This window comes from Dyadobacter chenhuakuii, assembly GCF_023821985.2.
Lineage (GTDB): Bacteria > Bacteroidota > Bacteroidia > Cytophagales > Spirosomataceae > Dyadobacter > Dyadobacter chenhuakuii.
On sequence record NZ_CP098805.1, the window covers coordinates 4,871,989 to 4,895,979 of the forward strand.

The window sequence follows — 23,991 nt, forward strand, 5'->3', positions numbered from 1 at the left end:
ACTAAAACGCTCATTCAAAGAATTATTTTTTATATTTTTGCGGTGACAAAATTTTACACGAACAGGAAAATGAAAAAGTTATTACTTCTCCTTACTATTTGCGGTTCGCTTGCATTTGCATCTTGCACCAAACATGCTTGCCCGGCTTACGGTTCTACGCAGAAAATTACGCAGCCGGTCGCAGCTGAAAGAGTCTAAATTTTACCTTCCAGGATTATTTTAGCTGCCTCAAATAAACTTACAGCAGCAAAATCGCCAGTTGAAGCTTCATTTTCGGGAACAATCTGAATTGTTCTCACACCCGCATTTTTCCCAGCCTCCATATCCCTGTCACGGTCCCCGATCATCCAGGACTGTGTTACGTCTATATTATATTTCGCAATCGCCTTTTCCAGCATAAGGGAACCCGGTTTTCTGGAAAGCGAAACGCCTGAAACGCTCGGGTGATAAGGCGAGAAATAAAGGTCGTCCAATGCATTATCGGAGACTTTTTGCATCGCTTGGTGGATCGCATGAACATTAGCTGCCGTGTAAAGCCCTTTTGCAATCCCCGCCTGATTCGTCACCACAATGAGCAGAAATCCTGCTTTCTTAAATGCTTTAAGCGCCTCTGGAACGCCTTCGGGAATCACCAGTTTTTCCAGTTCGTATAAATAATCCGGGCAATCCTCATTCAGCACTCCGTCGCGGTCGAGGAAGATGCATTTTGTTTTGGGTAAAGACATAAAAAGGAGTGACTAGGAAGAAAATTCTTTAACCGATTCGATGAAACAACGCACCTTATCAGGATCAGTGTCCGGGTAAACCCCGTGGCCCAGGTTAGCGATATAACGCTGTGTGCCAAATTGTTGCACCATATTTTTAACCTCTTTCCGGATCTGGTCATATGAAGCATACAGCACGCAGGGATCCAGATTTCCCTGCAACGTTTTATTAGGAATCAGCTCGCGCGACTCGGCAATGTCCATGTTCCAATCCAGGCCAACCACTGCGCAATTCAGCTCACTAATCGCCTTCCGTGCGAAGAATGCGCCTTTGGCAAAAACTGTAACGGGCACTTCATCAATGGCGTCACAGATCTGCTTGATATAGGGCAAAGAAAATGTGTTGTATTGCTCAGGAGATAGGATACCGGCCCAGGAATCGAAGATCTGGACCAGGTTAGCGCCTGCTACAACCTGCGCTTTGAGGTAAGCAATGGTGCTATCCGTTATTTTTTGAAGTAGTAAATGCGAGAATTCAGGATCCGCGTAAAGGTGTTTTTTTGCAACCGAGAATGTTTTGGAGCCTTTGCCTTCTGTCATGTAACAGAAAATCGTGAATGGGGCGCCCGCGAAACCGATCAGGGGAACACGTCCGTATAAGCCTTCTTTTGTGAGCTTAATAGCGTCCAAAACATATTTCAAATCCGTTTCCGGCTCCGCAATGTGCAGTCTGTCAAGATCTTGAATCGTATGAACCGTTGCCGGGAAAATCGGCCCGCTTTTTTCTACCATTTCATAAGGCAGCCCCATCGCTTCGGGAATCACCAGAATGTCAGAAAAGATGATGGCTGCGTCAACGCCCAATAAATCAACGGGTTGCAATGTAACCTCAGCCGCCATTTCCGGCGTTGTAGCCAGCTTGATAAAACTTCCGGCCGTCTCGCGAACGGCCCTGTATTCAGCCAAAATCCGGCCCGCCTGCCGCATCATCCAAACAGGCGTGCGTTCTGTTTTCTCCCCACGCGCCGCCCGAAGCAAAAGATCATTTTTCAATTCCATGCGGCAAAGTTAGGCAGAAAGCGGCAAGCCCACACCTTAATTTGTCAAGAAAAGTGCATCAACTACAACCGCTCGAAATTGCTGCTTCTGGAAGTGCAGCGAAAGGCAAATGGCCGTCGCTCTCGGCAAAGCTTTCTAATCTCCTGCCAGCGTTTAATGATCTGTTCAACCATTTCCCAATAATGGTAGCCGTTTTTGGAAGGAGGGCTTAAAAAAAAGACACCAACCTGATGTTCTTTAAAAAGCCTTCGCTGACTTTTTGTTCTGTGAATGTTCAGGTCTTGCGTAATGACTACTGCACCTTCAGCACCGATTTTAGGCAACCATTCCTCGTCCAAAGCACCTTTGCCAAAGACACTTACAATGGAAACAACCTCAAAGTCGGAACCAAGCGGTTTTTCTAAAATATCCAATGCAGATGCGATGTGTGGGGAGATGTTTTCGTCTATATAAATCCTGGTCATGCCGCGTGCTGATGATAGGAAATCGCATCTTTCACCTGCGCCTGGGTCAAGTCATAAAGTCGTTGGATCACTTCAACTGGCTCGCCACCGCGGAATAAATTGAAAACACTTTCGGAGAGAATATTGGTAGTGCCAATCACAGGCTGCCCGAACTGCCTTTTCGGATCAATTACAATGCTATGGTCTTTTCCTAGCGGAAAAAATCGCTCAGCAAGGTTGTTTTTGTTAAAATCTATTTTCTTGCAAAAAGGCTCAAAAACCTCCTTAATAGTTATCTGTAAAGTCTCGTCAGCCTTGATTATTTCACCGACTTTACCCGTAAACAATACGTGACGGCCGTCGGTAAATATATTAGACTTCGCAAATGGATATTGCGTTTCAAACGTTTCGCTTAGCACATTGTGAGCCTTAATGATCTTTTGCGTGGTCACACCTTCCTGCCTAAGCTGGTAAAATGCGAAGAACTCAATTAATGTATAGAAGTTCGTCACCAATTCACTTCCTGAACCGCTGGAAAACGGTTGTTGATGATGCCCTGCAAATTGATTGTTCCAATATTCTTTAAGCCACCTTCTGACCTTCGGCTGAGGCAGGTTTAATATGGAGGAAATATCAGGAACGGTGTAAAGACCAGTTCCTAACCCAAATGTGGCTTGATTTTCGTAGGTCATTTTTTAAGAAATAGTGTGAAAATTGGTCTAAGTATTATCCAAACTTAAACCAATTTATAGACAATCCACATTTTGTGCGCACAGACTTTTCAAGCGGCATATCAAAACCTAAAATTCACCCCAACCAGAAAATTCCTGCCGGCTTGCGGGAAGTAGAAATTCTCCTGCGTTAATGCGCCGCCTGCGAAATATCCGTACGTATATCCGTTGGATTCGTATTTTTCTTCCAGCACATTATTGACCAGCAAATTGAAGGAAATCTCTCTCGCCCAAGTTGGTCTGATCGTCCAGGAAAGGCGGACGTCATTGGTAAAGTAAGCGTCCAGCTTGCGGGTTTCAGATGATGTGTTATCCAGATATTGCTTGCTTACGTATTTGCTTAGCAATGCCAGTTCCAGGTCTTTTCTGATAATGTAAGTCAGCTGGCTTCCGGCTATGGCGTTGGGCGAAAAGGAAATGTCGGATTTTCCGTGGTTGATCATGTTGTAATCGCCGGTGTCGTAATTGATGACATACTCGGTGAAATTATTGATCTTGTTTTGGCTGAATGTTGCGTTTACATTCCATTTCAAGGTTTTGCTTAGTGCAATGGCACCTTCCAGCTCGATGCCCATGCGGTAACTTTTTGGCACATTTACTCGGATAGCGTTGCCCACGTCATTGATCTGGCCGGTCAATACGAGTTGATTTTTATAAGCCATCAAATAATAGTTCGCCGAGAAAGCCCAGATGCCGCGCTGCGTTTTGAAACCCGCTTCCACATTCTGCAGTTGTTCGCTTTTTGGAAATAAACCAGCCGTCGATGAAGTAAAATCGTCCCGGTTAGGCTCACGGTTTCCTACGCTATAAGACGCATAAACCGAACTTTGATCCGCCAACTGATAGGTTAAGCCTGCTTTTGGATTAAAAAATGAATAGGCCTCATCCGTTGCCAGGGCGATCTGATCATTGTCCGTTCCCTTAATGTTGTGACTCACATTTCTGAACTGCAAATCGGCGAATGCATTGAGTTTGGGCGTCAGCTGATAGTAAACCTTTCCGTAAATGTTAAAATCCTTCTTAATGCCTTTGCTGTAATAATATTGATGGTCGTTTTCAATGTTCCCGGCATTGCGCGCCCACACAATTCGGCCATAATGGTCGCCGTCATATTTGTTATAACCGCCGCCAAAGCTTGCAGTCAGCTTTTTAAAACTGTTGTATTCCAATGAAAATGTAGAGCCGTAAAAGTAATTATCCAGCCAGCGGCGACGGATCAGATCCGTGCTCGTAAGCGTATCCTGGCCGATAACCACATTGGGCAAATTGTAATTGCTGTAATCGTCGCCCATTCTGGATTGCTCATAATAACCCAAGCCGCGAACCAGAAATGCATTGAGGTTAAAGATCCATTTATCGCTCAGATTATGCGATGAAACGATCTGGTAATGGTCCTGGCGGTAATTATCCACCTCATTTTTATAAGTGTAAGAATTGTAAGTCCGGTTATCCGAATCGAGCAGGTTCTGCGCATCTTTTTCGCCCAGACCATTGCGATCAATATAGCTCAAAACGCCTTCCCGATCGCCGCGCAACTTGGCTTCCGGCACGCCATTCCAGGATTGGTAAGTCCGCTCGTTGCCCGAAAACACATTTACCCGCACAAAACTCTTTTTACCAAAAAAGCCTCCTGACAAATAATAAGAGTGCAATTCCGAAGAAGCCCGGTCCACATAACCATCCGACGACACCCGCGATAGTCTCGCATCAAAGGTGAATTTATCCTTAATCAGCCCGGAACCGACTTTCAATGTGTTTTTGAATGTATTGAATGAGCCATAAGAATTGTTCAGCTCCGCATAAGCTTCCTCGCGGAATGCATTTGTATTAATGTTCACCGAAGCACCGAAAGCCCCAGCGCCATTGGTAGAAGTGCCCACGCCACGCTGGATTTGAATGCTGCTAACCGACGAAGCAAAATCCGGCATATTAACCCAAAAAACACCCTGACTTTCGGCATCATTGTAAGGAATCCCGTTTACCGTCACATTGATGCGCGTCGCATCCGAGCCGCGTATGCGGATGCCCGAGTAACCGATGCCCGCACCCGCATCACTCGTGCTCACGAGCGAAGGCGTGAAGTTGAGCAGAACGGGTAAATCCTGTCCAAGATTTTGTTTATCAATGGCTTCGGCAGAAACCGTGCTGTATGCCATGGCCGATTTGTCGTTGGCGCGGGTGGCGTTAATGATCACTTCATCCGCCTGGAAAGTGCTTTTGGAAAGCCTTATTTCCAATTGGTTTTCGGATGAAAGGGGCAGTTTTTGAGTTTGGTAACCGATGTAGGACACTTCGAGGGCGGCGATGTTCTCTGCAATGTTCTTTAAGCTGAAATTTCCTGAACCATCGGTCTGCGTGCCGCGGATTTCGCCTGCTTTGATGGTTGCGCCGGGCAGTGGTTTTCCATCTTCCGCATCGGTAACGCGGCCGGAAATGGAGCGTTGCGCGAACGCAGAACGGAATGGTAATGTGCTGATTATGAATATAAACAGATAGGTAGTAACATTTCGCATTGCGATTTTTGGGTTACAACAGGCAGGGGCCACCTATCAAATGGTTGCTTTTTCTCTCCCTACGCCGGCATTACCCGGATCAGGTTCATGGGTTTGATCTCAGCCCGTTCGGTAGGGCACCCCTTGAGATTATCCTGCAAAGCTACGCCACAACAGCGGATGATTCAAGCTTTGTTAATTTATTGTTTTCTTCTCGACCAATTTTCGGGATTAAGACTTGTATGCAAAACGGCAATGATCAAAATCGTCCTTTCCTTCTCGTTGACCTGAAAATGGATCATAAATGGAAAAACATCCAGAACGGCTGTGCGGACGTCGCTATAACGAGCTGGATATAGCTGCGGGTTTTCGGAAATTCGTTTGACTTTGCTCCTGACAAATCGCAGGAATCGCTTGCCCAGATCGGCTTGCTGCTCGTTATACCAGATGGCTGCGTCCTGAATGTCTTGTTTTGCTAGGGGAAGGATTACAGGTTTGTACATTAAAAATTGTTTTCAATGTCATCTATTGCCTGATCAAAATCCAGTGTTTGGCTACGATCACTTTTGAAGTTTGCCAATCTGTCGGAAACAACGTTTTTGTGCCACTGCGGGATGTTATTGGCTTCTTCTTTCTCAATTTCCGAATATTTGCTTTTCAACGCATTCCAATCGTTAATTGGGATAAAAACACCTGTTGTGATGCCCTGGCTGTCTGAAATATATTGGATATTCATAGTCTGATCAGTTTATGAAAGAATCAGTTCAACATTTAAAACTGAACTCTGCGCTTTACAAACATAAACATTTTAAAAGTCAGCCAGTCAATGCTGTATTTTCCTAAACTTCATCTTCTTTTCCTTATTTTTACATATCATATAAAACCAACCTGACTACCCCGAAAATTACCATGACGAACTATACAGACACAATTGAATTGAATGCTTCGCGGGCGGCGATGGACCTGGAATATCGCTATGGGGCGCATAATTATAAGCCGATGCCAGTCGTGCTGGAACGCGGGCTGGGTGTGCATGTGTGGGATGTGGAAGGAAAACGATATCTGGATTTTCTGTCTGCTTACAGTGCTGTGAGTCAGGGACATTGTCATCCGAAAATTGTAGAGGCGATGGTTGCGCAGGCGCAGAAGCTGACGCTTACTTCGCGGGCTTTTTATAATGATAAGCTGGGTGAATGTGAGAAATTTCTTTGTGAGTATTTTGGCTTTGATAAAGCATTAATGATGAATTCCGGCGTGGAAGGCGGGGAAACGGCATTGAAGCTGACGAGAAAATGGGCTTATAAAGTAAAAGGAATTGAGCCCAATAAGGCCAAAACGATTTACGCTTCGGGCAATTTCTGGGGAAGGACATTGGCTGCGATTTCTGCTTCCACGGACCCTTCGAGCACGAATGATTACGGGCCGTTTTTGCCAGGTTTTGAAATAATCCCTTTTGATGATCTCGAAGCATTGGAAAATGCATTTAAATCCGATCCGAACATTGCAGGTTTTATGGTCGAGCCGATCCAGGGCGAGGCTGGCGTCGTAGTTCCTCAGGAGGGTTATCTCAAAGGCGTCCGGGACCTTTGTACCAAATACAATGTGCTTTTCATCGCCGACGAAGTGCAAACTGGCATCGGGCGAACAGGAAAGCGTCTTGCCTGCGATTGGGAAGGCGTGAAGCCGGACATTCTGGTGCTTGGAAAAGCACTTTCAGGAGGTGTAATGCCCGTTTCAGCAGCATTGGCGGATGATGAAGTGATGCTGACGATAGCGCCGGGCGAGCACGGTTCGACATATGGCGGAAACCCTCTGGCTTGTGCCGTCACGGTGGCGGCTTTGCAGGTTGTTATTGACGAAAATCTGGCGGATAATGCTGAGAAAATGGGCCAGCTTTTCAGAAACAGAATAATGGATTTACAAAAGCAATGTTCTCTGATTGAAGTCGTTAGAGGAAAGGGTCTTTTGAATGCGATCGTGATCAATGATACGGAAGACAGCCACACGGCCATGGATCTTTGTTACAAAATGATGGAAAAAGGGTTGCTCTGCAAGCCGACGCATGGTAACAAAATCCGCTTTGCGCCACCTTTGGTCATCAATGAAGAACAAATGAATGAGGCTTGTGACATTATAGAGCAGGTATTTTTAGAAAATGCGTAGCCGTTTATGAAAATAAAACTATTTCTGGCCATCCTGCTGACAAGTGCGGCGGTGATTTCTTGCAAAGAAAAAAACGTAGATCCCGCGACTGAAACGGAGACGAATCAGTGGATTTATGATAACATGAAATATTGGTATTACTGGAATGATGACATGACCACCAAACCGGATTATACCAAAGATCCCGCCTCGTTTTTTGAATCATTGCTTTATAAATACGACGCCACGTTGCGGCCCGACGGCGACCGGTTTTCCTGGATACAGGAAAGCGCCGAGGAGCTGGAAGCGTCCCTGGGGGGCCAGTCGAAAGCATCCGGGATGGAATATAAGCTGACTTATTTACCAACAGGCAGCCAGAATGTGATCGGCGTGGTGCTTTATGTGCTGCCCGATTCCCCTGCGGCGAAAGCGGGCTTCAAGAGGGGCGATATTTTTAACAGCATTAACGATCAGAAACTTACGGGCAGCAATTACAGCAAACTACTGAATTCGCAGGAGAAGCTCACTTATACATTGGCAACGCTCTCCGCCGATGGTGTTTTGACGGACGGCACAACCAAGCGTGAAGTCACGCCGGTGGTGTTGCAGGAAGATCCCGTTTTCTTCGACACGCTTTACAACATTGGCACAAACCGGATCGGCTATGTGGTTTACCATCAGTTTATTCCAGAGCCTTACCAAGCCGACAACAAGCAATATGACAAGAAGCTGGATGCTATTTTTACCAAATTCAAAGATGCGAATGTCAATGCGTTGATCGTTGACTTGCGCTATAATCCGGGTGGTTATGTGAGTTCAGCGACCAACTTTGCGAGTCTTATCGCCAAAGCGACGGCCAGCGATATTTTTTATTACAAAGAATACAACACGGAGGTTACGGAGACAAACATGAAGAAATTCGGTGAAACTTATTTCTATGACAAGTTTGCCAGCAAAAGCCAGAACATTGGTAATCAGCTGAATGACGTGGTTTTCCTGGTGTCGTCACGCTCGGCTTCCGCGAGTGAGTTGCTGATCAACGGCTTGAAACCTTATATGAATGTGACGCTCGTTGGCGGGAAAACGGTTGGCAAGAATGTGGGTTCGGTGACGTTGACGGATTCCAAAAAGAAAGTGAAATGGGGCTTGCAGCCTATTGTTTCAAAATCTTTGAATAAGGATAAAAAGTCGGATTACAGCGTCGGTTTTACGCCGGACATTGCGGCGAGCGAGGGCAACCTGCTTTATCCTTACGGGAATCCCAAAGATCCGTTGCTGGGTGAGGCGCTTTTCAAGATCACCGGAAACCGCATTGTCAGACAAAAAAATGCCCGCACAGTGCAGGAGGAAGAGGATCAGGAGATTATATCGACAATAAGCCGGAAAGCAGGCGGCAGCAATATGTTCTATGATAAATAGATTTCCGAGGGCACAGTTTTTGTAATTAATGCTGCAAACAAACATTAAACTAAACTGAGCTTTATGGGAATCATAACATGGATCATCGTCGGCCTCATTGCGGGCGCAATTGCAAAAGCCATTCACCCAGGAAAAGATCCGGGCGGCTTTATCGTCACCATTTTGATTGGTATCGCGGGTGCAGTCATAGGTGGCTGGATTTCTTCCATGCTGGGCTACGGAACAGTGGATGGTTTCAATATCGGAAGTCTTTTTATAGCGATTTTGGGGGCGGTAATTCTGCTCTTTATTTATAGAAAGTTTAGCACGAGGTCTTAACCGGCTTATCCTGAAATGTATGGTGGAGGAACATGTTCAAACTGTTCTCCCACCATTTTTTATTGCTATTTTTACAAATTGCAATGCGAATGCAATGCGGATGCAATGCCGATGAAATGCCAAAGTTCCTAACTGATTGACTCATGAAGCTGGTTAACGATATGACTGTCTGGTTTTTGAAGCGACGCTTCGAAAGGATCGAGCAGTTTATGAAAAACCCGATTGAAACCCAGGAGCGCGTTTTTTCTGAATTAATTGAAACCGCGCGTTATACGGAATGGGGGAGTAAATACAATTATGGCCAGATCCGGAATGTCAAAGAGTTCCAGGACCAGGTGCCCGTTTCAACTTACGAAGAAATTTATCCCTATATTGAACGCGTCCTGCGGGGTGAGCCGAATGTGATGTGGCCGTCGCAGATCGACTGGTTCTCAAAGTCTTCCGGGACTACCAATGCAAGAAGCAAGTTCCTGCCCGTTTCGCCCGAAGCGTTGGAAGAATGCCATTACGAAGGCGGTAAGGATATGATGACATTGCTCATCAATAACCGGCCTGATACGCGGGTTTTTGATGGTAAAGGTTTGTCGATAGGGGGCACATTGCATGCCAATCCATTTGATGACTATACCCAAATTGGCGACGTTTCGGCGGTTATTATGCAAAATCTGCCTTCCTGGGCCGAGTTTATGCGAACGCCACCACTGGATGTTGCCTTAATGGATCATTGGGAAAGCAAATTGGAAAAAATGGCGTCTATATGCTCGCAGGAGGATGTAACAAGCATTCTCGGTGTTCCAACGTGGACCATTGTGCTGCTGGACCAGATTCTCGAACTGACGGGCAAGAAAAATATGCTTGAAGTGTGGCCCAATTTCGAGGTTTTCGTCCATGGCGCGGTTTCTTTTGAGCCATACAGGGATCTCTTTATGACCAAATATTTCCCTTCCGACCAAGTGTTATATCTCGAAACTTACAGCGCTTCCGAAGGGTTTTTTGCCATCCAGGACGACGTAAATCGCGTTGGAGAAATGCTGTTAATGCTGGATTATGGCATTTTTTATGAGTTCGTTCCCGTGGAAGAAGTCGGTAAGCCGCATCCGAAGGCGTTGCTTTTGGATGAGGTTGAGATTGGTAAAAATTACGCGCTGGTTATTTCTACAAATGCCGGCTTATGGCGCTATCTGATTGGGGACACGGTGAAATTTACTTCAACTTATCCATTCAGGTTAAAAGTAAGTGGCCGGACGAAGCATTTTATCAATGCATTTGGTGAGGAGGTGATTGTGGAGAATGCGGATTATGCAGTTAAAATAGCAACTCAAAAAACCGATTCGCTGGTGGCGAATTACACAGCCGGGCCTGTTTACATGGGCGACGGCTCGCGCGGAAGGCACGAGTGGATCATTGAATTTACCAAAGAGCCCGACGACCGCGAACATTTCATCGCCTTGCTCGACGAAGCGTTGCGCGAAGTTAATTCGGATTACGACGCCAAACGATACAAAGATATGGCGCTGCTGATGCCCAAAGTCCATTTTGTTCCATCGGGCACATTCTATGCCTGGATGGGAAAACTCCACAAGCTGGGCGGACAAAACAAAGTTCCAAGACTAAGCAACAGCCGGGAATATCTGGATGATCTGCTGGCAAGTTTATAGCACATGATCCCTATTTATCTCAAAATCAAAGGTCTGTATTCCTACCAGACCGAGCAGGAAATCCATTTTAATGCGTTAACGGACGCATCATTGTTCGGGATTTTTGGCGCGGTAGGAAGCGGAAAATCATCCATACTTGAAGCAATCACATTCGCCTTGTACGGGGACACCGAGCGGCTCAATAGCAAGGGCGACGACCGCACGTACAACATGATGAACCTCCGTTCTGATGAGTTAGCCATTGATTTTGAATGCATTGCAGGGAAAAATGGAGATCGTTACCGTTTCACCGTTCGGGGAAAACGGAATAGTAAAAATTTCAAAGACGTAAAAACCTTCGACCGTCGCGGCTATGTGTGGCAGGACGAAAACTGGGTGCCGCTTCCGGAAAATGAGAATGCAGAAACGATCATTGGCCTGAGCTATGACAATTTTCGGCGCACAATCATTATTCCCCAGGGCCGTTTCCAGGAATTCATCGAGCTGCGCGACGCCGACCGGACGCGGATGATGAAAGAGCTTTTCCAGCTCGAAAAATATGATTTGAGCCGGAATGTAGGTTCATTAACCAAGCAAAATGACCTCGCCATGTCCAATGTGGACGGCCAGCTGACAGGCGTAGGCGAAGTGACGGGCGAAATGGTGGCAGCGGAAGAAAAGCGTCGGGACGAAGTCAGGCTTGAAATCCAGAAAGTAAGCGAAGAACTACGCATCCAAACCGAACTGGAAACGGCATTTCAAAAACTGAAATTGACCGCTGAAAAAGTTAGGTTGCTGCAAACGCAGCTGCAAACATTAGAAGCCGAGCGTCCGGTTATGCTGGAACGGGAGGTAATGTTGAAGATCTTCGAAACGTGCTCTATTCATTTCAAATCCATTTTAGATCAAAAAAATACATTGAATGCGGGTATTGCCCGGGATCAGAAAATAGTTGAAAACAACAAAATACGCCTGGACGAGCTCACAAAGCTGGCCGAAAAACAACAGGAGTTACTAACCCGCCTGCAACCGCAATACGAAAAACGTGAAGAACTGCTTGATACGGCGGATGAGCTGGAGAAGATCATTCAAATCATTGATAACAGGGTTTCTGCGGAAAAAAGGAAAGAAGCGTTAACGCGTGGAAATGAGCAACTGAAAGAAAAAGAAGCATCCATAACCCGCTTAACCAAACAAAAGCAGGAAAAGGAATCTGAAAATGAGCAACGTAAAAATGCCCTTTCGGACATTCAGGAAATCAGTGAGATCAAGGCCTGGTTCACGACTTGCGATGCATTAATTGAAAAGCGGCAATCCGTAAAAACCGAGGCGGAAACATTGCAGGCGGACATTACTGCCCAGCAACAAATGTTAATTGCGAAAATCGACGACATTAATGCCAAATTCCAGCTTAATCTTGCTGAAAATGCTACACTAGAAGCTTTTCAGCAGTCTATCCAAACATTTTTAACCCACTCAGAAGCAGAAACGAGGGATAAAAACCGGGAGCTGCTTTCGCTTCATACCAAACTCGCATTGCATCGATATGCAGGCGCGATTGTGGACGGCGAACCTTGTCCACTGTGCGGATCGGAGCATCATCCGGCTGTTTTGCATGCGGATCATGCTGTTAGCGAGAACATTATAGTTGCGGAAGGCGTACTTGCAACATTAGCCGCGCAGGAAAAAGCCATCCGTACATCCCAGGCGCCGGTTGAAAGAATTTACAATCAAATCGACAATCTCGAAAAGCTGAAAGCGACCATTAAGCAGCGCTGGACGGACGCAAAAGTGCAGATTGAAGCACATGAGAAGCTTTTTGTTTGGAATAAATTTGATAAAAATGATCGTGCGGGTTTTGAAAAGCATTTTACAGAGATTACTAAAAATCAGTCTGAAATAAAGGAGGCGGACGCGGCGATTAAGGCTTTGTCTTTGAAAATTGAAACGGAGAATCTTGAAAAAACGGAGAAGATTGAGAAGCCGTTGCAAAGTTTGAAAGATGAAATCCTGCGCTTTGAAAACACAGTTCTAACATTGGCAGGCCAACTTCAAAAGGTCAATTTGCGCGAATTTGAAGATCAACCGAAAGCAGCAATTTTAGAAAAAATTACAGCCTTCAAAAGCAGTTATAAAGAAATTACCAGCCTGTTTGAAAAATCAGAAAAGGATCTTGATGAAGTGCAGAAAGAAAAAGATGTGCTCTCCGGTGCCCAGCAGACATTAAAAACAACATTGGATTCCAGTCAGCGCGACCTCGCTGAATTGCAAATCACTGTGGAGGCGCAGTTAAGAGCATTCAATTTTGAATCCGACGATCAGGTGAAATCGATTTTGCAAAAGCCTATTCAGATTGAGTCCGAAAGAAAGGCGATTGAGACATTTAAATATGCTCTGGATACGACTTCACGGGATCTGGACAATCTTTTAAAGGAAAATACGGAGCAGCAATACGATCCTGAGCAGCACGAAACGGTCATTAAGGCAAAAGAAACATTAACTGAAAACCTCAATGCATTCCGTAAAGAAGAAGGCGGATTAGACCGGCTACTGAAAAAAATGGCCGAAGATCTGGCTAAAAAAGCAGCATTACTAACTGAAAAAGCCCGTTTGCAATTACGAAAAGAACATCTGGACGATCTTACCAAGCTGTTCCGTTCCAGCGGTTTTGTGGATTATGCATCCAGCATTTACCTCCAAAATCTCATCCAGGCCGCCAACCATCGCTTCCATCAAATGACGCATCAGCAGCTGCATCTGGAATTGGGCGAAGGCAACAGTTTTTGGGTCCGCGATTTGCTCAACGGCGGACATCTGCGCTTGCTGAAAACATTATCAGGCGGCCAGAAATTTCAGGCCGCGCTGTCATTAGCATTAGCCCTTGCCGATCACATTCACGTCAGGAACGGTTCGAAGCATAATTTCTTCTTCCTGGATGAAGGCTTTGGCTCGTTGGATAAAAATGCATTGCAAACTGTTTTTGAAACCCTGAAATCGTTGCGGAAGGAGAATCGGATAGTTGGCATCATCAGCCATGTGGAAGACCTGCAACAGGAGATTCAAACGTATCTGAGCATTCAAGAGACCGAGGAAGGAAGCCGGATTATGCCCAGTTGGAAGTGATAAATCCCAGAGGGATGAAATATCGGTAGCAAATAAAGCGAATGAACGAACATCAAATCCCGGAGGGATGCAACGGCGTACACATTGTTGCATCCCTCTGGGATTTCTAACATTTGTTATTATCATATTGCTACCAAGATTATATCCCTCCGGGATTGTTTTTGTTAAAACCAGCGACTTACACTAAAAGATATCAGATAATCTGCAAATGCGGCGTCGCCGTGCGATTTTCCAGTGACATCCTGCTTGTCAGCATAGCTTTTTGTCCGGTTGCGATAGAGGGCGATGGGGACGGAGAGGGATGCTGAAAATTTGTTTTTGATGTAGGCAACGCCTGGTTCGCCGGAAATCACGTATCCCGGACGGCGGTAACCCTTGCTGCTGCCGATCAGGTCGCTAGATGGAACGCCTTCTGCGCGACCGCCTAGTAATACAGAAAATCCACCACCTAATGACTGGCTTACACCAAGGCGGGCTGCAAATTGGTCTACGGCGGCGAAATAGCCTACGATGGGGTCGATAGTTGCCGATTGCGGGTTCCGGTTGACGCCGTTATGCTCTTTGGGATTGGACAAATAGAAACCGTTGAAATATAGCGCCGTCCGGGGCGTAAAGGAAAGGTATCCCTGCGTTTCCAGAAAGAATCCGACAGCGCCGTCGCCAAGCTGAATCGACTGATCCACCGGTTTTACGATCGTGTAATCATTGCCTTCCTTGTCCAGTTTGTGAAATTCACCTTCCACCGCCTTATCGCCAGTTGGAAGTTTAATGCCACCGCCGATGGCAACATTGAATTTCGGCATCTTCATGGGATCACGTAGCCAGTAACTTGTAGAAATTCTCAAATCACCAATTCCTTTGGAGCTTGTATGAAAGCGTTTTTGCTCCGGATTCGCAGTAATGGCATTTCCATAATGTTCGTATAGCGACGAGCGGTCATTGTGCTGAACAGGCAATGTTACCGAAATAGACCAACGCATATTAGGCTGATAAGTAAGTCCTAAATCCAGTGCATGCGCCACATTGATCACCTCCGTTCCCTGCTCCACGCGCTCCTTCTCTTCATGGTCGCCGCGGAAATGTTTGTATGACCTGAAAAAGCGATATCCGGCATTTACCTGGAATTTACCGTTTTGTTGTTTAAAGAAATCCGCAGAAGTCGCGCCGGCATGGCTCATGCCGCGAATAGCCACACAGCCTTGGGCGAAAATATCATTTGTAAATTGCGTGATCAAAAGGCACACCGTAAACAGGAGTGTAAATATATTTTTCATTGTCTTAGATTTTTGAAATATAAAATGGAACATAGCAGCAGCAATTCCCAAATAGGAAGCTGAGCCACAGTTATTTATAAAGTCCTTAAAAACTAAGACAATTCAGGCGGAGGCGATTCGGCCAGACGGGGGGAAGATGGTAATAAAGCGAAATAGTCGGGGAAAGAAACGGAATTGGTCAGCTGATAACATTCAAAGGCCAGCTGTGAGCGCGTTTCAATGGGCAAATAACTTTTGACCAGGTCATTAAGTAGTTTCAGCGCTCGCTTAGAGGGTGATTTTTTAGCCAGATCACTTTCCGGCAAATCATTCATACTGCCCGCTAGCTCAAAGAACCGTTCACGCGCCGAGGCGTTGGACTGGAGTGTGACGAACAGGGTATCGTTCTCGATTTTTTGATGAACAACATTGTAAAATTCACCATCTTTTTTGATCAGACCGGCCGTTCCATCTTCGTTTTCCCAGGAAGTCGTATAAGGAAGAGACGGCGCAGGAATGGCCAAAACTTCGTGTTTTAAAGCAATTTCGGACTTTTCGGCAGTTTCAAATTCCCTATCAAAACATAGCACGGCAACAGCTAGTCCAAACGTGTTGTACAAGAGTAAACCCAGAAGCGCTATGGATAGAAGTCTTTTCAAAAAATCTAAATTTTTCCAAAAATAGTATAGTATTTACGATTTATCTATATACGCTGATATTAAAAAATGGTTTGTGGGTGTAAACGCAGCCTGTCATTGTATGTAACATTAAAATGTATATTTGGGTACAATTTGCCCTACACGAGTTTATGCTTTTAGAGAATTTCTACGAGTCTTTTAGTTCCTGGTTTGCAGCGAAATTATCGGACAAAAACTGGTTGTTGAAACTGGCGCTTTTGTCTGTCCTGATTTCTCTTTTTCTCGCATTTCCGCCTTATTCGCTGCTTGTCTCACATCTGAAAACCAATGGTGCAAAACTTGATGCATGGGTTTTTATCCAAAATCAGGCACAAGATCTTTTTCATCCGAAAGACATGGACTACGATGTCCGCCGTGAAAATATGATCCTGAGATGGACATTGCCGTTCCTGTCATTCCTTACCAATCATAATGTAGTCCTGATCCTGATGGCGCAGGCGTTATGCGGTGTATTATTTCTTCATAATATTGGCAAGTATATTTTTAAGGTTTCGGGGGACAAAGTCATCACCGGTTTTTTTGTCCTTGCCATTGCAAATATCTTCGTCAGTGTCTGGACATTCGCAGACATTCACGGCTACGGTGATGGTTTTGCCTACTTTTTCCTGCTGACAGCATTGCTCAGCCGTAACCCTTTCGTCATTTTTATTTCATTACAAATCGCCTTTTTTACAGACGAGCGAGCGGTTGTCGCGGGCGGTTATCTGCTGCTTTGGTGGATTGTTGTAAAAGCTTACGAAAAGAACGATTTCAGCCTTTCAGGGATGATTAAGGCCGGATTGCTGGGCGAGAGTGTTGTTGTATGGATCGCCTGGATCTGCTATTTCGGAGTCCGGAATTATGTTCTGGCCACCTACTTTCCCAATCACAGCTATTCAACCATCGGAACGCCCGTTTTGTTTGCCAGCGCACACCGGAACGGGCTTGGCAGCAGCATCTGGTCGGCTTTTGAAGGGACTTGGCTGTTAATGGGAAGTGCTTTGCTGGCGTTATTCCTTACCAGGCGTTACTGGCTGATCGGCGCATTGTTTATTGGCTTTTCAATCCTCTTAGCAACAGGCATTTACGTACATGATATCGACCGGGCGCTTTCCTATGGTTTCCCTTTTATACTTGCCGCATTTTTCATTTTGTATAAAACGGCGTCCCTATCGTCATTGAAGCTTATACTTTTTTTTACAATGCTCATTTGTGTCGGGCATCCGCAGGTTTTTTATATGGGTTATAACAAGATTTTATGGCTGGAACCACTTCCTATGAAGTTATTCATGCTGTTGGATCAAACGATGTCCTGGAATCTATTTCGCTGAAAATTATAAAACGCTCTTACCCGTAAATCTATTTATGCCACAATTAGTTGAGTTAAACACTTTCAATACCGGTGCAGGCAATCTGACGGTCTTTGAAAAGATCATCCCGGGCACAATCAAACGTGTATTTTACATTTATGGAGCCGGGGAAACCCAGCGTGGCGGGCACAGGCATCACAAAACATGGAATGCGCTGATCTGCATTCACGGAAGCTGTCGGGTGTATTCCAATGATGGAGAAAAAGAGGAGTATTTCGATCTCGATAACCCTGCATCCTGCCTCATTCTGGAACCCAAAGACTGGCACATTATGGACTCATTTACGCAAGACGCCATCCTGCTGGTGCTTTCCAACGAGTACTACGACGTTGCCGACTACATTGACGAACCATATTTGCAGAAACACACCGTATCGCAATGATCCCTTTCCTGGATTTGAACGAGGTTAATGCACCTTACCTTGATGCCATTGAAGAAGCCTCGCTGCGCGTAATCCGGTCGGGCTGGTATATTCTGGGAAATGAGCTGAAAGCTTTTGAGAGATCATTTGCAAGTTATTGTGGCGTAGCACATTGTGTGGGCGTAGCCAATGGCCTTGATGCCATTAGTTTGATTCTCATGGCTTACGAATTTCCCGGGGAGAGCGAGATAATTATTCCCGCAAACACCTATATCGCATCGGTTTTACCGGTCGCTTATTTAGGGTTTAAACCCATATTTGTGGAGCCGGATCCGGTTACTATGCTTTTGGATCCTGATAAAATTGCTGAAAAGGTTACCTCAAAAACCAGGGCGATCATTGCAGTAGATCTTTACGGGCGCATTTGCGAAATGGAACCGATCATGGCGCTTGCCCGAATGCATGGCCTGAAAGTAATTACCGACGCCGCCCAGGCCCACGGTGCGATCTATCAAAATAAAAAAGCCGGCAGCATGGCCGATGCGACAGCATTCAGTTTTTATCCTACTAAAAATCTGGGTGCCCTTGGTGACGCGGGTGCTGTTACAACGGAAGACGAAGCGCTGGCTGAAAAGATCCGATATCTGCGTAATTACGGGTCGCAGGTCCGGTATAAAAATGATTATCAGGGTGTTAATAGCCGGCTGGATGAAATTCAGGCTGCGGTATTAAATGTCAAACTTCCCTTTCTCGACGCGGAAAATGCTCGGAGAAGAGAGATTGCAGCGCGTTATTTAAGTGAAATCAATGTAACGGATTTAATTTTACCGCCAGCTGACCGCATTCAGGATGATGCGTGGCATTTGTTTGTGGTCAGACATGCGGATCGCTCCAAATTTATCGCATATCTGGATGCTAATGGCATTCAAACCAATGTGCATTATCCTTTGCCCATCCACAAGCAGCAGGCTTTTTCGGAATATAACGATTTGATATTGCCGATAACGGAAAGAATTCACAACGAAGTGATTAGTTTGCCATTAAATGCGGTGCTAACGAACGAGGAGGTTACTTATATCATTCAAACCGTTAATCAATTCGATTATCAGCAATGAAATTATCCGTTGTCATTCCGGTATATAACAGCGAAAAAACGATCGGGCCGCTCGTGGAAACTTTGCAGACCGCATTGGCGGAGGTCAGTTTTGAAATAGTGATGGTAAATGACGGCAGCAGGGATGGCTCGGAAAAAGTCTGCAAGCAACTGGCCGAGCATTATGCCAATGTCCGTTTCATCTCGCTGCGCCGGAATTACGGCGAATTCAATGCGGTCATTTGCGGCCTGAACTGGGCATACGGCGATTATTGCGTCATGATCGACGATGATTTTCAGAACCCGCCGGAAGAGATTTTGAAACTGATAAAGGTGGCCGAAAACGATGGTAATGATGTGGTTTACACTTATTATTCCAAAAAAGAACATTCAGTAGGGCGTAATCTGGGAAGCAAGCTGGTCAACTGGCTCACGAGTTATCTGCTGAACAAACCAAAGGACCTTTACTTGTCGAGTTTCAAGCTGATCCGTCAGGAGGTTGTGCAGGAAATTACGAAATACAAAGGCCCTTACCCATACATTGACGGGCTCATTTTCAGGATCACGCGCAACATCGGAACCGTTCAGGTTACCCACTTAAAGCGGGAAGAGGGAGCCTCCAATTATACCTGGCAGAAGCTTATTTCCTTGTTTCTCAATATCTTATTTTGCTATTCTTCTCTCCCTATCCGCATATTTTTGCCCATCGGTCTGGGTTTGTCCCTGTTCGGATTTCTGCTGCTTTGCTATCTTACCGTACAATGGGTGATGGGGCCTGATCCAAAAGGCTGGCAAGTCGTCACCGCGACATTAATCTCCATCGGCGGCATTCAATGCACATTACTGAGTGTTTTAGGAGAGTATATCGGTAAAAGTTTTATGGCGCAGAGCGGTCAGCCTCAATATGTTATAAAATACAATAGCGCGGAGGCCATATGATCGATAACAGACTCGAGTACCAGCGCATGTATGAGGTGGAGCGGATGCTATGGTGGTATCAGGTGCTGCACGAAAAGGTTTTAAATGCGATTAAAGCGCATTTCGGCATTGGTAAGCATAACCTTAAAATACTCGATGCTGCGTGCGGAACAGGCGGTTTATTGTCATTTTTGACAGACGCCGGATATGCTGATCTCGCCGGATTTGACTACTCGCAGCACGCCATTGATTTTTCCCGGGAGCGAAATCTGAATGTTGGTTTCGGCGATTTAAAGAACGTCAATGCGTTTCAACCGGGCGAGACGTTTGACCTGATTTCCTGCAACGATGCGCTTTATTTCCTAACCGATGAAGAAATCATTCAGGCGTTAGCAGGATTCAAAAGAAAGCTTAACAAAAATGGTCTGATCATTATTAACATTCATGCGTTTGAAGCCTTTTCCGGCACACATGACTTGGCCGTTGGGAGTTTCAGGAGGTTTAAGCTGGAACAATTTATACATTATGCAAAAGCCTCGGGATTAGTCATCAAGCACAACACTTACTGGCCCTTCGCATTGTCGCTGCCCATTTTAGCTGTCCGGCAATGGCAAAATTACCAGATCCGCAAGCAGAAGATTAATACGGAACATTTGGATTCGGACGTGAAATTTCCTGGTAAACTGGTCAATTCCATTTTAAAAGGCATCACCAAAACCGAGCAGTTACTGATCCCGAGAGCGCCATTTGGCAGCTCTTTGTTTATGACATTGGTTTGCAAAGATTAGCATCGCACTGGCTATTTTTTGGAGAAACCTGCATTATTGATCTTTTCAAACAGATCTTTCACTTCACCGATCCGCGTAGCGCCGTTCATTTCGAAATAGAGAAAGGTTTCCAGATCGCCGCGATGCATCGCCTGGTTCATATCGCCGCTTTGTGACTTATGCGCTGCCTTAACCCAGTCCGCTACGATCATATAACTGTGTTTTTTATCTTCCCCAAAACCGTAAGTCCGGTCAAATTCGAAAATCGGGGCTGTTAAGCTGATCGCTGTTTCGGGATAACCATCCAGCCGGGTGAATTTAGAAATAGTGCCTTTGTTTTGCGTTTGCCCGCCCAATACAATGGGTTTTTTATCACCTTTAAAGCGCTGAACAGCCCTTATAGCGCTGATTGAGGCCGTTTTATGATGGGCGTGCTGGCCCTCATTTGGAACCAGGCAAAAGACATAGTCATAATTTCCTTTCGCCAGAATTTCATCAAGGCGACTTTCTACATATTTAATGTTCCAGTTTTTCCCTTCCAGATAGGGCTTTTCGTTGCGGTTGTAATAATCATCAAGCTGGTCCAGGAAGAAAAAGTTGCCAATGCCCAGCACTTCGCCGGCAGCCAGGATTTCCTTTTTTCGGATCAAAGGCAGATGTTTCCTGCCAACGACAGAATCCACCAGGCTCATGCCATAATAGGACGATGCCACGAGCCCGTTATAACCGCCTGATGCATCCGTAATTAAGGCAAGGTCGGCCGACCCTTTCAGTTCGTGCGTAATTTTGAAAATGGTCACTGGGAATGTTGTCTCGTCATCAGGATGTGCCGTAACAATCAATACGCGAGGACTTTGTGCGTGTGCGGCAATGGTAATGATGAAGAAAATGAAAAGATAAATGTTTTTCATGCGGACGATTTCTTAAAGTGAAGTGTTATCAGGATAATTTACAAAATTTACATGACATGGATTTACAACTGAAAGGGAAAACGGCATTTATCAGCGGTTCTACCCAGGGAATAGGCTTTGCAATTGCTCAAAATTTATTGAAAGAAGGGGCTAATGTCGTGATCAACGGCAGAACACAATCGAAAGTAGCGGAGGCTGTTCAGCGCCTGCAAGAAAATAATCCATCCGGCGCTGTTTCTGGTTTGGCAGCCGATTTTTCCAAAGTAGAAGAAGTGAATGCGTTGCTGGAAAACCTTCCTGAAATTGATATACTGATCAACAATGCCGGAATATTTGAGCCTCAGGCATTTACAGACATTACGGATGCGGATTGGTTCAAGTTTTTTGAAGTGAATGTGCTCAGCGGTGTGCGCTTATCCCGTCACTATTTTCCAAAAATGATCGCGAAGGATTGGGGCCGTATCATCTTCATTTCCAGCGAATCGGCAGTGAACATCCCCGAAGAAATGATCCATTACGGCATGACCAAAACGGCTCAGCTGGCTGTAAGCAGGGGATTGGCCGAATTGACAAAGGGCACAAATGTTACGGTTAATTCCGTGTTGCCGGGGCCAACGAAATCGGAAGGCGTTGCTGAATTTGTCAAACAGCTGGGTGCTGCAAATAACGTCTCAACAGAACAAGCAGAAACGGATTTCTTTAAGGATGCGCGGCCTACTTCGTTGCTACAACGCTTTGCGTCGGTTGAAGAAATCGCGAACCTGGTTACTTATGTGGCTAGTCCGCTGTCTTCCGGCACCAATGGCTCGGCGTTGAAAGTGGATGGTGGCGTTGCTAAGTTTATTATCTAGTGGATTGACTTTCATGGTGTTGCATGTATTTGGCTAAAAATGGTTTATTTTGGAACAATCGTTCTGTAATAATTGTCTGTTAATTATGGCACGTACCAAAGCATTTGAACCCATAGAGCGGCTGGAAAGAGCAAAGGATATTTTTTGGCAAAAAGGATATCAGGCAACCTCCATGCAGGATCTTGTAGACACCATGGGCCTGAACCGAGGCAGCATTTATGACACTTATGGCGACAAGCACAGCTTGTTTTTAATGTGTCTGAAAAGCTATTCGGACGGCATGCTGAATGATTACTTGCAGGCAACCGACGCTGCAAAGTCTCCTGTTAAAGCGATTGAAAAAATCATTAAAAGAGCTGCCGCCAGGACCATCGAGGAAGGAAAAACTTGCATGGGCGTGAAATCGGCCTTTGAGCTTGCTTCGGATGACGAAGAAGTGCATGCGATATTAAAAGAAAATACGGGCAGCGTTGTGAACGTGCTCAAAGACCTGATCAGAAAGGCGCAAAAAGCAGATGAGATTAATGCGAAAAGAGATCCTGCCGTGCTGGCCAATTTTATCGTTTCCAATTTTACGGGATTCTGGCAACTGTTTCTCGTATATGGGGATCCGGAAATGTTGAAACAGCAGGCCGACTTTCTGATCAGGTCAATAAAAAAGTAAGATCAATGCCGATTATGGAACAACCGTTCCGTAATTATTTTTGAACAGATAGCCATGTTAGATACTATTAAAGAGACAACTTATAAATCGAGCTCTATAAAAATCAGCAAGCAGGGAAGTCCTTCCGTGCTTACATACAGCAAAGATATACTGGATCAGCCCGGGCCGGGCGAGGTGCTGCTCAGGCAGGCCGCTATCGGATTGAACTTCGTGGATACATATTTCAGAAGCGGCATGTTTCCTGTTAAATCGTTCCCTTATGTGCCTGGAGTTGAGGCTGCCGGGGTTATAGAAGCAATCGGGCCGTGGGTTACTGATTTCAAAGTCGGTGATCGTGTGGCTTATCATTTTATCCCGGGCGCTTATGCCGAAATGCGCATGATAGGGACGCACCAGCTTGTGCATGTTCCCGATGATGTGAGCCTGGAAGAAGCCGCTGCCATTATGGTGAAGGGATTTACAGCCAGAATGTTGGTAAAAGAATCTTTCAAAGTCAAACGTGGCGATGTAGTGCTTGTACACGCTGCTGCGGGCGGCGTAGGGTCACTTGTTGCCGGCTGGGCCAAAGCGCTGGGTGCGACGGTGATCGGAACGGTGGGTTCGGAAGGAAAAAAGCAGACGGCGCTTGACAATGGTGCAGATCATGTTTTTCTGGTGGGCTGTGAGGGTTTTGCGAAATCGGTTTTGGGAATTACAGATGGCAAGGGAGTAGATGTGGTGTATGACGGTGTTGGCAAGGACACATTTTCTGAATCTGTGGGGATTGTGAAAAAAGGCGGAAAAATCGTTTTGTACGGGTCATCGTCGGGCCAGCCCGAACACATTGATCACGCAGCATTACGCGCAAAGTCGATTGCTATGCTTACACCGGTGCTGAATGCTTACATTTCGGATTACGATAGTTTGCATTTGTTTGCCAGCGATACATTCTCAGCATTGCAAGCGGGGATATTTGGCAAAATAAACATTACAAAATATCCGCTTTCGGAGGCAGCGCAGGCACATAGCGACATTGAATCGCGCAAAACGACAGGGTCCGTGATAATGATCCCGTAGTC

At 45.6% G+C, this 23,991-nt stretch carries 24 protein-coding genes and 1 riboswitch; of the genes, 14 read left to right on the forward strand and 10 right to left on the reverse strand.

Annotated elements, in window-relative coordinates; all coding sequences use genetic code 11:
* Positions 1-69 precede the first annotated feature (69 nt).
* On the forward strand, positions 70-198 hold the full coding sequence (locus tag NFI80_RS25600) for a hypothetical protein (RefSeq protein WP_255703605.1): 129 nt from the start codon (positions 70-72) through the stop codon (positions 196-198).
* Here NFI80_RS25600 and NFI80_RS20345 read toward each other — a convergent pair.
* The 7 genes from NFI80_RS20345 to NFI80_RS20375 form a co-directional block, all read right to left on the reverse strand.
* Positions 195-725, reverse strand: coding sequence for a D-glycero-alpha-D-manno-heptose-1,7-bisphosphate 7-phosphatase (locus tag NFI80_RS20345; protein ID WP_235166040.1), 531 nt, complete (start codon positions 723-725; stop codon positions 195-197). The two genes, NFI80_RS25600 and NFI80_RS20345, sit on opposite strands and share 4 nt — an antisense overlap.
* A gap of 12 nt (positions 726-737) precedes the next feature.
* Positions 738-1,763 carry a uroporphyrinogen decarboxylase gene (gene hemE / locus NFI80_RS20350; RefSeq protein ID WP_235166042.1) on the reverse strand — a complete coding sequence of 342 codons (1,026 nt, stop codon included), beginning with the start codon at positions 1,761-1,763 and terminating at the stop codon, positions 738-740.
* A gap of 62 nt (positions 1,764-1,825) precedes the next feature.
* The gene (locus NFI80_RS20355; protein ID WP_235166044.1) at positions 1,826-2,227 is read right to left on the reverse strand and encodes a PIN-like domain-containing protein; all 402 of its coding nucleotides are present in this window, start codon (positions 2,225-2,227) and stop codon (positions 1,826-1,828) included.
* Positions 2,224-2,898: a DUF433 domain-containing protein gene (locus tag NFI80_RS20360; RefSeq protein WP_235166045.1), complete on the reverse strand. Its 675-nt coding sequence runs from the start codon at positions 2,896-2,898 to the stop codon at positions 2,224-2,226. The genes NFI80_RS20355 and NFI80_RS20360 overlap by 4 nt, the downstream gene beginning before the upstream one ends.
* 101 nt (positions 2,899-2,999) lie before the next feature.
* Complete coding sequence (locus NFI80_RS20365; RefSeq protein WP_235166046.1) at positions 3,000-5,450, reverse strand: TonB-dependent receptor; 2,451 nt, start codon at positions 5,448-5,450, stop codon at positions 3,000-3,002.
* Between the two features lie 38 nt (positions 5,451-5,488).
* Positions 5,489-5,584, reverse strand: a riboswitch (TPP riboswitch).
* A gap of 45 nt (positions 5,585-5,629) precedes the next feature.
* On the reverse strand, positions 5,630-5,932 hold the full coding sequence (locus tag NFI80_RS20370; RefSeq protein ID WP_235166047.1) for a type II toxin-antitoxin system RelE/ParE family toxin: 303 nt from the start codon (positions 5,930-5,932) through the stop codon (positions 5,630-5,632).
* Complete coding sequence (locus tag NFI80_RS20375; RefSeq protein ID WP_235166048.1) at positions 5,932-6,165, reverse strand: addiction module protein; 234 nt, start codon at positions 6,163-6,165, stop codon at positions 5,932-5,934. Before NFI80_RS20375 ends, NFI80_RS20370 begins: the two co-directional genes overlap by 1 nt.
* Positions 6,166-6,338: 173 nt before the next feature.
* Here NFI80_RS20375 and rocD point away from each other — a divergent pair, with 173 nt between their 5' ends.
* The 5 genes from rocD (at position 6,339) to NFI80_RS20400 (ending at position 14,068) form a co-directional block, all read left to right on the forward strand.
* Entirely contained in the window at positions 6,339-7,592 is a 1,254-nt protein-coding gene (gene rocD, locus NFI80_RS20380) for an ornithine--oxo-acid transaminase (RefSeq protein ID WP_275978144.1), read from the forward strand.
* Between the two features lie 6 nt (positions 7,593-7,598).
* Positions 7,599-8,990, forward strand: a complete 1,392-nt coding sequence (locus NFI80_RS20385) for a S41 family peptidase (RefSeq protein WP_235166049.1) — start codon at positions 7,599-7,601, stop codon at positions 8,988-8,990.
* A gap of 63 nt (positions 8,991-9,053) precedes the next feature.
* The gene (locus NFI80_RS20390) at positions 9,054-9,308 is read left to right on the forward strand and encodes a GlsB/YeaQ/YmgE family stress response membrane protein (RefSeq protein ID WP_026631826.1); all 255 of its coding nucleotides are present in this window, start codon (positions 9,054-9,056) and stop codon (positions 9,306-9,308) included.
* A gap of 143 nt (positions 9,309-9,451) precedes the next feature.
* On the forward strand, positions 9,452-10,966 hold the full coding sequence (locus tag NFI80_RS20395) for a GH3 auxin-responsive promoter family protein (protein ID WP_233798962.1): 1,515 nt from the start codon (positions 9,452-9,454) through the stop codon (positions 10,964-10,966).
* A gap of 3 nt (positions 10,967-10,969) precedes the next feature.
* On the forward strand, positions 10,970-14,068 hold the full coding sequence (locus tag NFI80_RS20400) for an SbcC/MukB-like Walker B domain-containing protein (protein ID WP_235166051.1): 3,099 nt from the start codon (positions 10,970-10,972) through the stop codon (positions 14,066-14,068).
* Positions 14,069-14,232: 164 nt separating this feature from the next.
* Here the strand turns inward: NFI80_RS20400 and NFI80_RS20405 are convergent, their stop codons facing one another.
* Both NFI80_RS20405 and NFI80_RS20410 read right to left on the reverse strand, forming a co-directional pair.
* Positions 14,233-15,342 (reverse strand): hypothetical protein, encoded by a 1,110-nt coding sequence (locus NFI80_RS20405; RefSeq protein WP_235166053.1) that lies wholly within the window; start codon positions 15,340-15,342, stop codon positions 14,233-14,235.
* 92 nt (positions 15,343-15,434) lie between these two features.
* Positions 15,435-15,980, reverse strand: a complete 546-nt coding sequence (locus NFI80_RS20410; protein ID WP_233798959.1) for a hypothetical protein — start codon at positions 15,978-15,980, stop codon at positions 15,435-15,437.
* Between the two features lie 149 nt (positions 15,981-16,129).
* Here NFI80_RS20410 and NFI80_RS20415 point away from each other — a divergent pair, with 149 nt between their 5' ends.
* Genes NFI80_RS20415 through NFI80_RS20435 form a run of 5 tightly spaced genes read left to right on the forward strand, consistent with a single transcriptional unit; the run spans position 16,130 to position 20,528 of the window.
* The gene (locus tag NFI80_RS20415; protein ID WP_235166055.1) at positions 16,130-17,329 is read left to right on the forward strand and encodes a hypothetical protein; all 1,200 of its coding nucleotides are present in this window, start codon (positions 16,130-16,132) and stop codon (positions 17,327-17,329) included.
* A gap of 34 nt (positions 17,330-17,363) precedes the next feature.
* The gene (locus NFI80_RS20420; RefSeq protein WP_233798957.1) at positions 17,364-17,750 is read left to right on the forward strand and encodes a sugar 3,4-ketoisomerase; all 387 of its coding nucleotides are present in this window, start codon (positions 17,364-17,366) and stop codon (positions 17,748-17,750) included.
* Positions 17,747-18,844: a DegT/DnrJ/EryC1/StrS family aminotransferase gene (locus NFI80_RS20425; protein ID WP_235166056.1), complete on the forward strand. Its 1,098-nt coding sequence runs from the start codon at positions 17,747-17,749 to the stop codon at positions 18,842-18,844. Before NFI80_RS20420 ends, NFI80_RS20425 begins: the two co-directional genes overlap by 4 nt.
* Complete coding sequence (locus NFI80_RS20430) at positions 18,841-19,761, forward strand: glycosyltransferase family 2 protein (protein ID WP_233798955.1); 921 nt, start codon at positions 18,841-18,843, stop codon at positions 19,759-19,761. The genes NFI80_RS20425 and NFI80_RS20430 overlap by 4 nt, the downstream gene beginning before the upstream one ends.
* A complete protein-coding gene (locus tag NFI80_RS20435; protein ID WP_233798954.1) occupies positions 19,758-20,528 on the forward strand; it encodes a class I SAM-dependent DNA methyltransferase in 771 nt (256 codons plus the stop codon). Before NFI80_RS20430 ends, NFI80_RS20435 begins: the two co-directional genes overlap by 4 nt.
* Before the next feature lie 11 nt (positions 20,529-20,539).
* Here NFI80_RS20435 and NFI80_RS20440 read toward each other — a convergent pair whose 3' ends face one another.
* Positions 20,540-21,418 (reverse strand): PIG-L family deacetylase, encoded by an 879-nt coding sequence (locus NFI80_RS20440; protein ID WP_235166057.1) that lies wholly within the window; start codon positions 21,416-21,418, stop codon positions 20,540-20,542.
* Between the two features lie 56 nt (positions 21,419-21,474).
* Between NFI80_RS20440 and NFI80_RS20445 the strand changes: the two genes are divergently transcribed.
* The 3 genes from NFI80_RS20445 (at position 21,475) to NFI80_RS20455 (ending at position 23,989) form a co-directional block, all read left to right on the forward strand.
* Positions 21,475-22,269: an SDR family NAD(P)-dependent oxidoreductase gene (locus NFI80_RS20445; protein ID WP_235166058.1), complete on the forward strand. Its 795-nt coding sequence runs from the start codon at positions 21,475-21,477 to the stop codon at positions 22,267-22,269.
* A gap of 85 nt (positions 22,270-22,354) precedes the next feature.
* Positions 22,355-22,933, forward strand: coding sequence for a TetR/AcrR family transcriptional regulator (locus tag NFI80_RS20450; RefSeq protein WP_235166059.1), 579 nt, complete (start codon positions 22,355-22,357; stop codon positions 22,931-22,933).
* Positions 22,934-22,987: 54 nt separating this feature from the next.
* Complete coding sequence (locus tag NFI80_RS20455; RefSeq protein WP_235166060.1) at positions 22,988-23,989, forward strand: quinone oxidoreductase family protein; 1,002 nt, start codon at positions 22,988-22,990, stop codon at positions 23,987-23,989.
* The last annotated feature ends 2 nt before the right edge of the window (positions 23,990-23,991 follow it).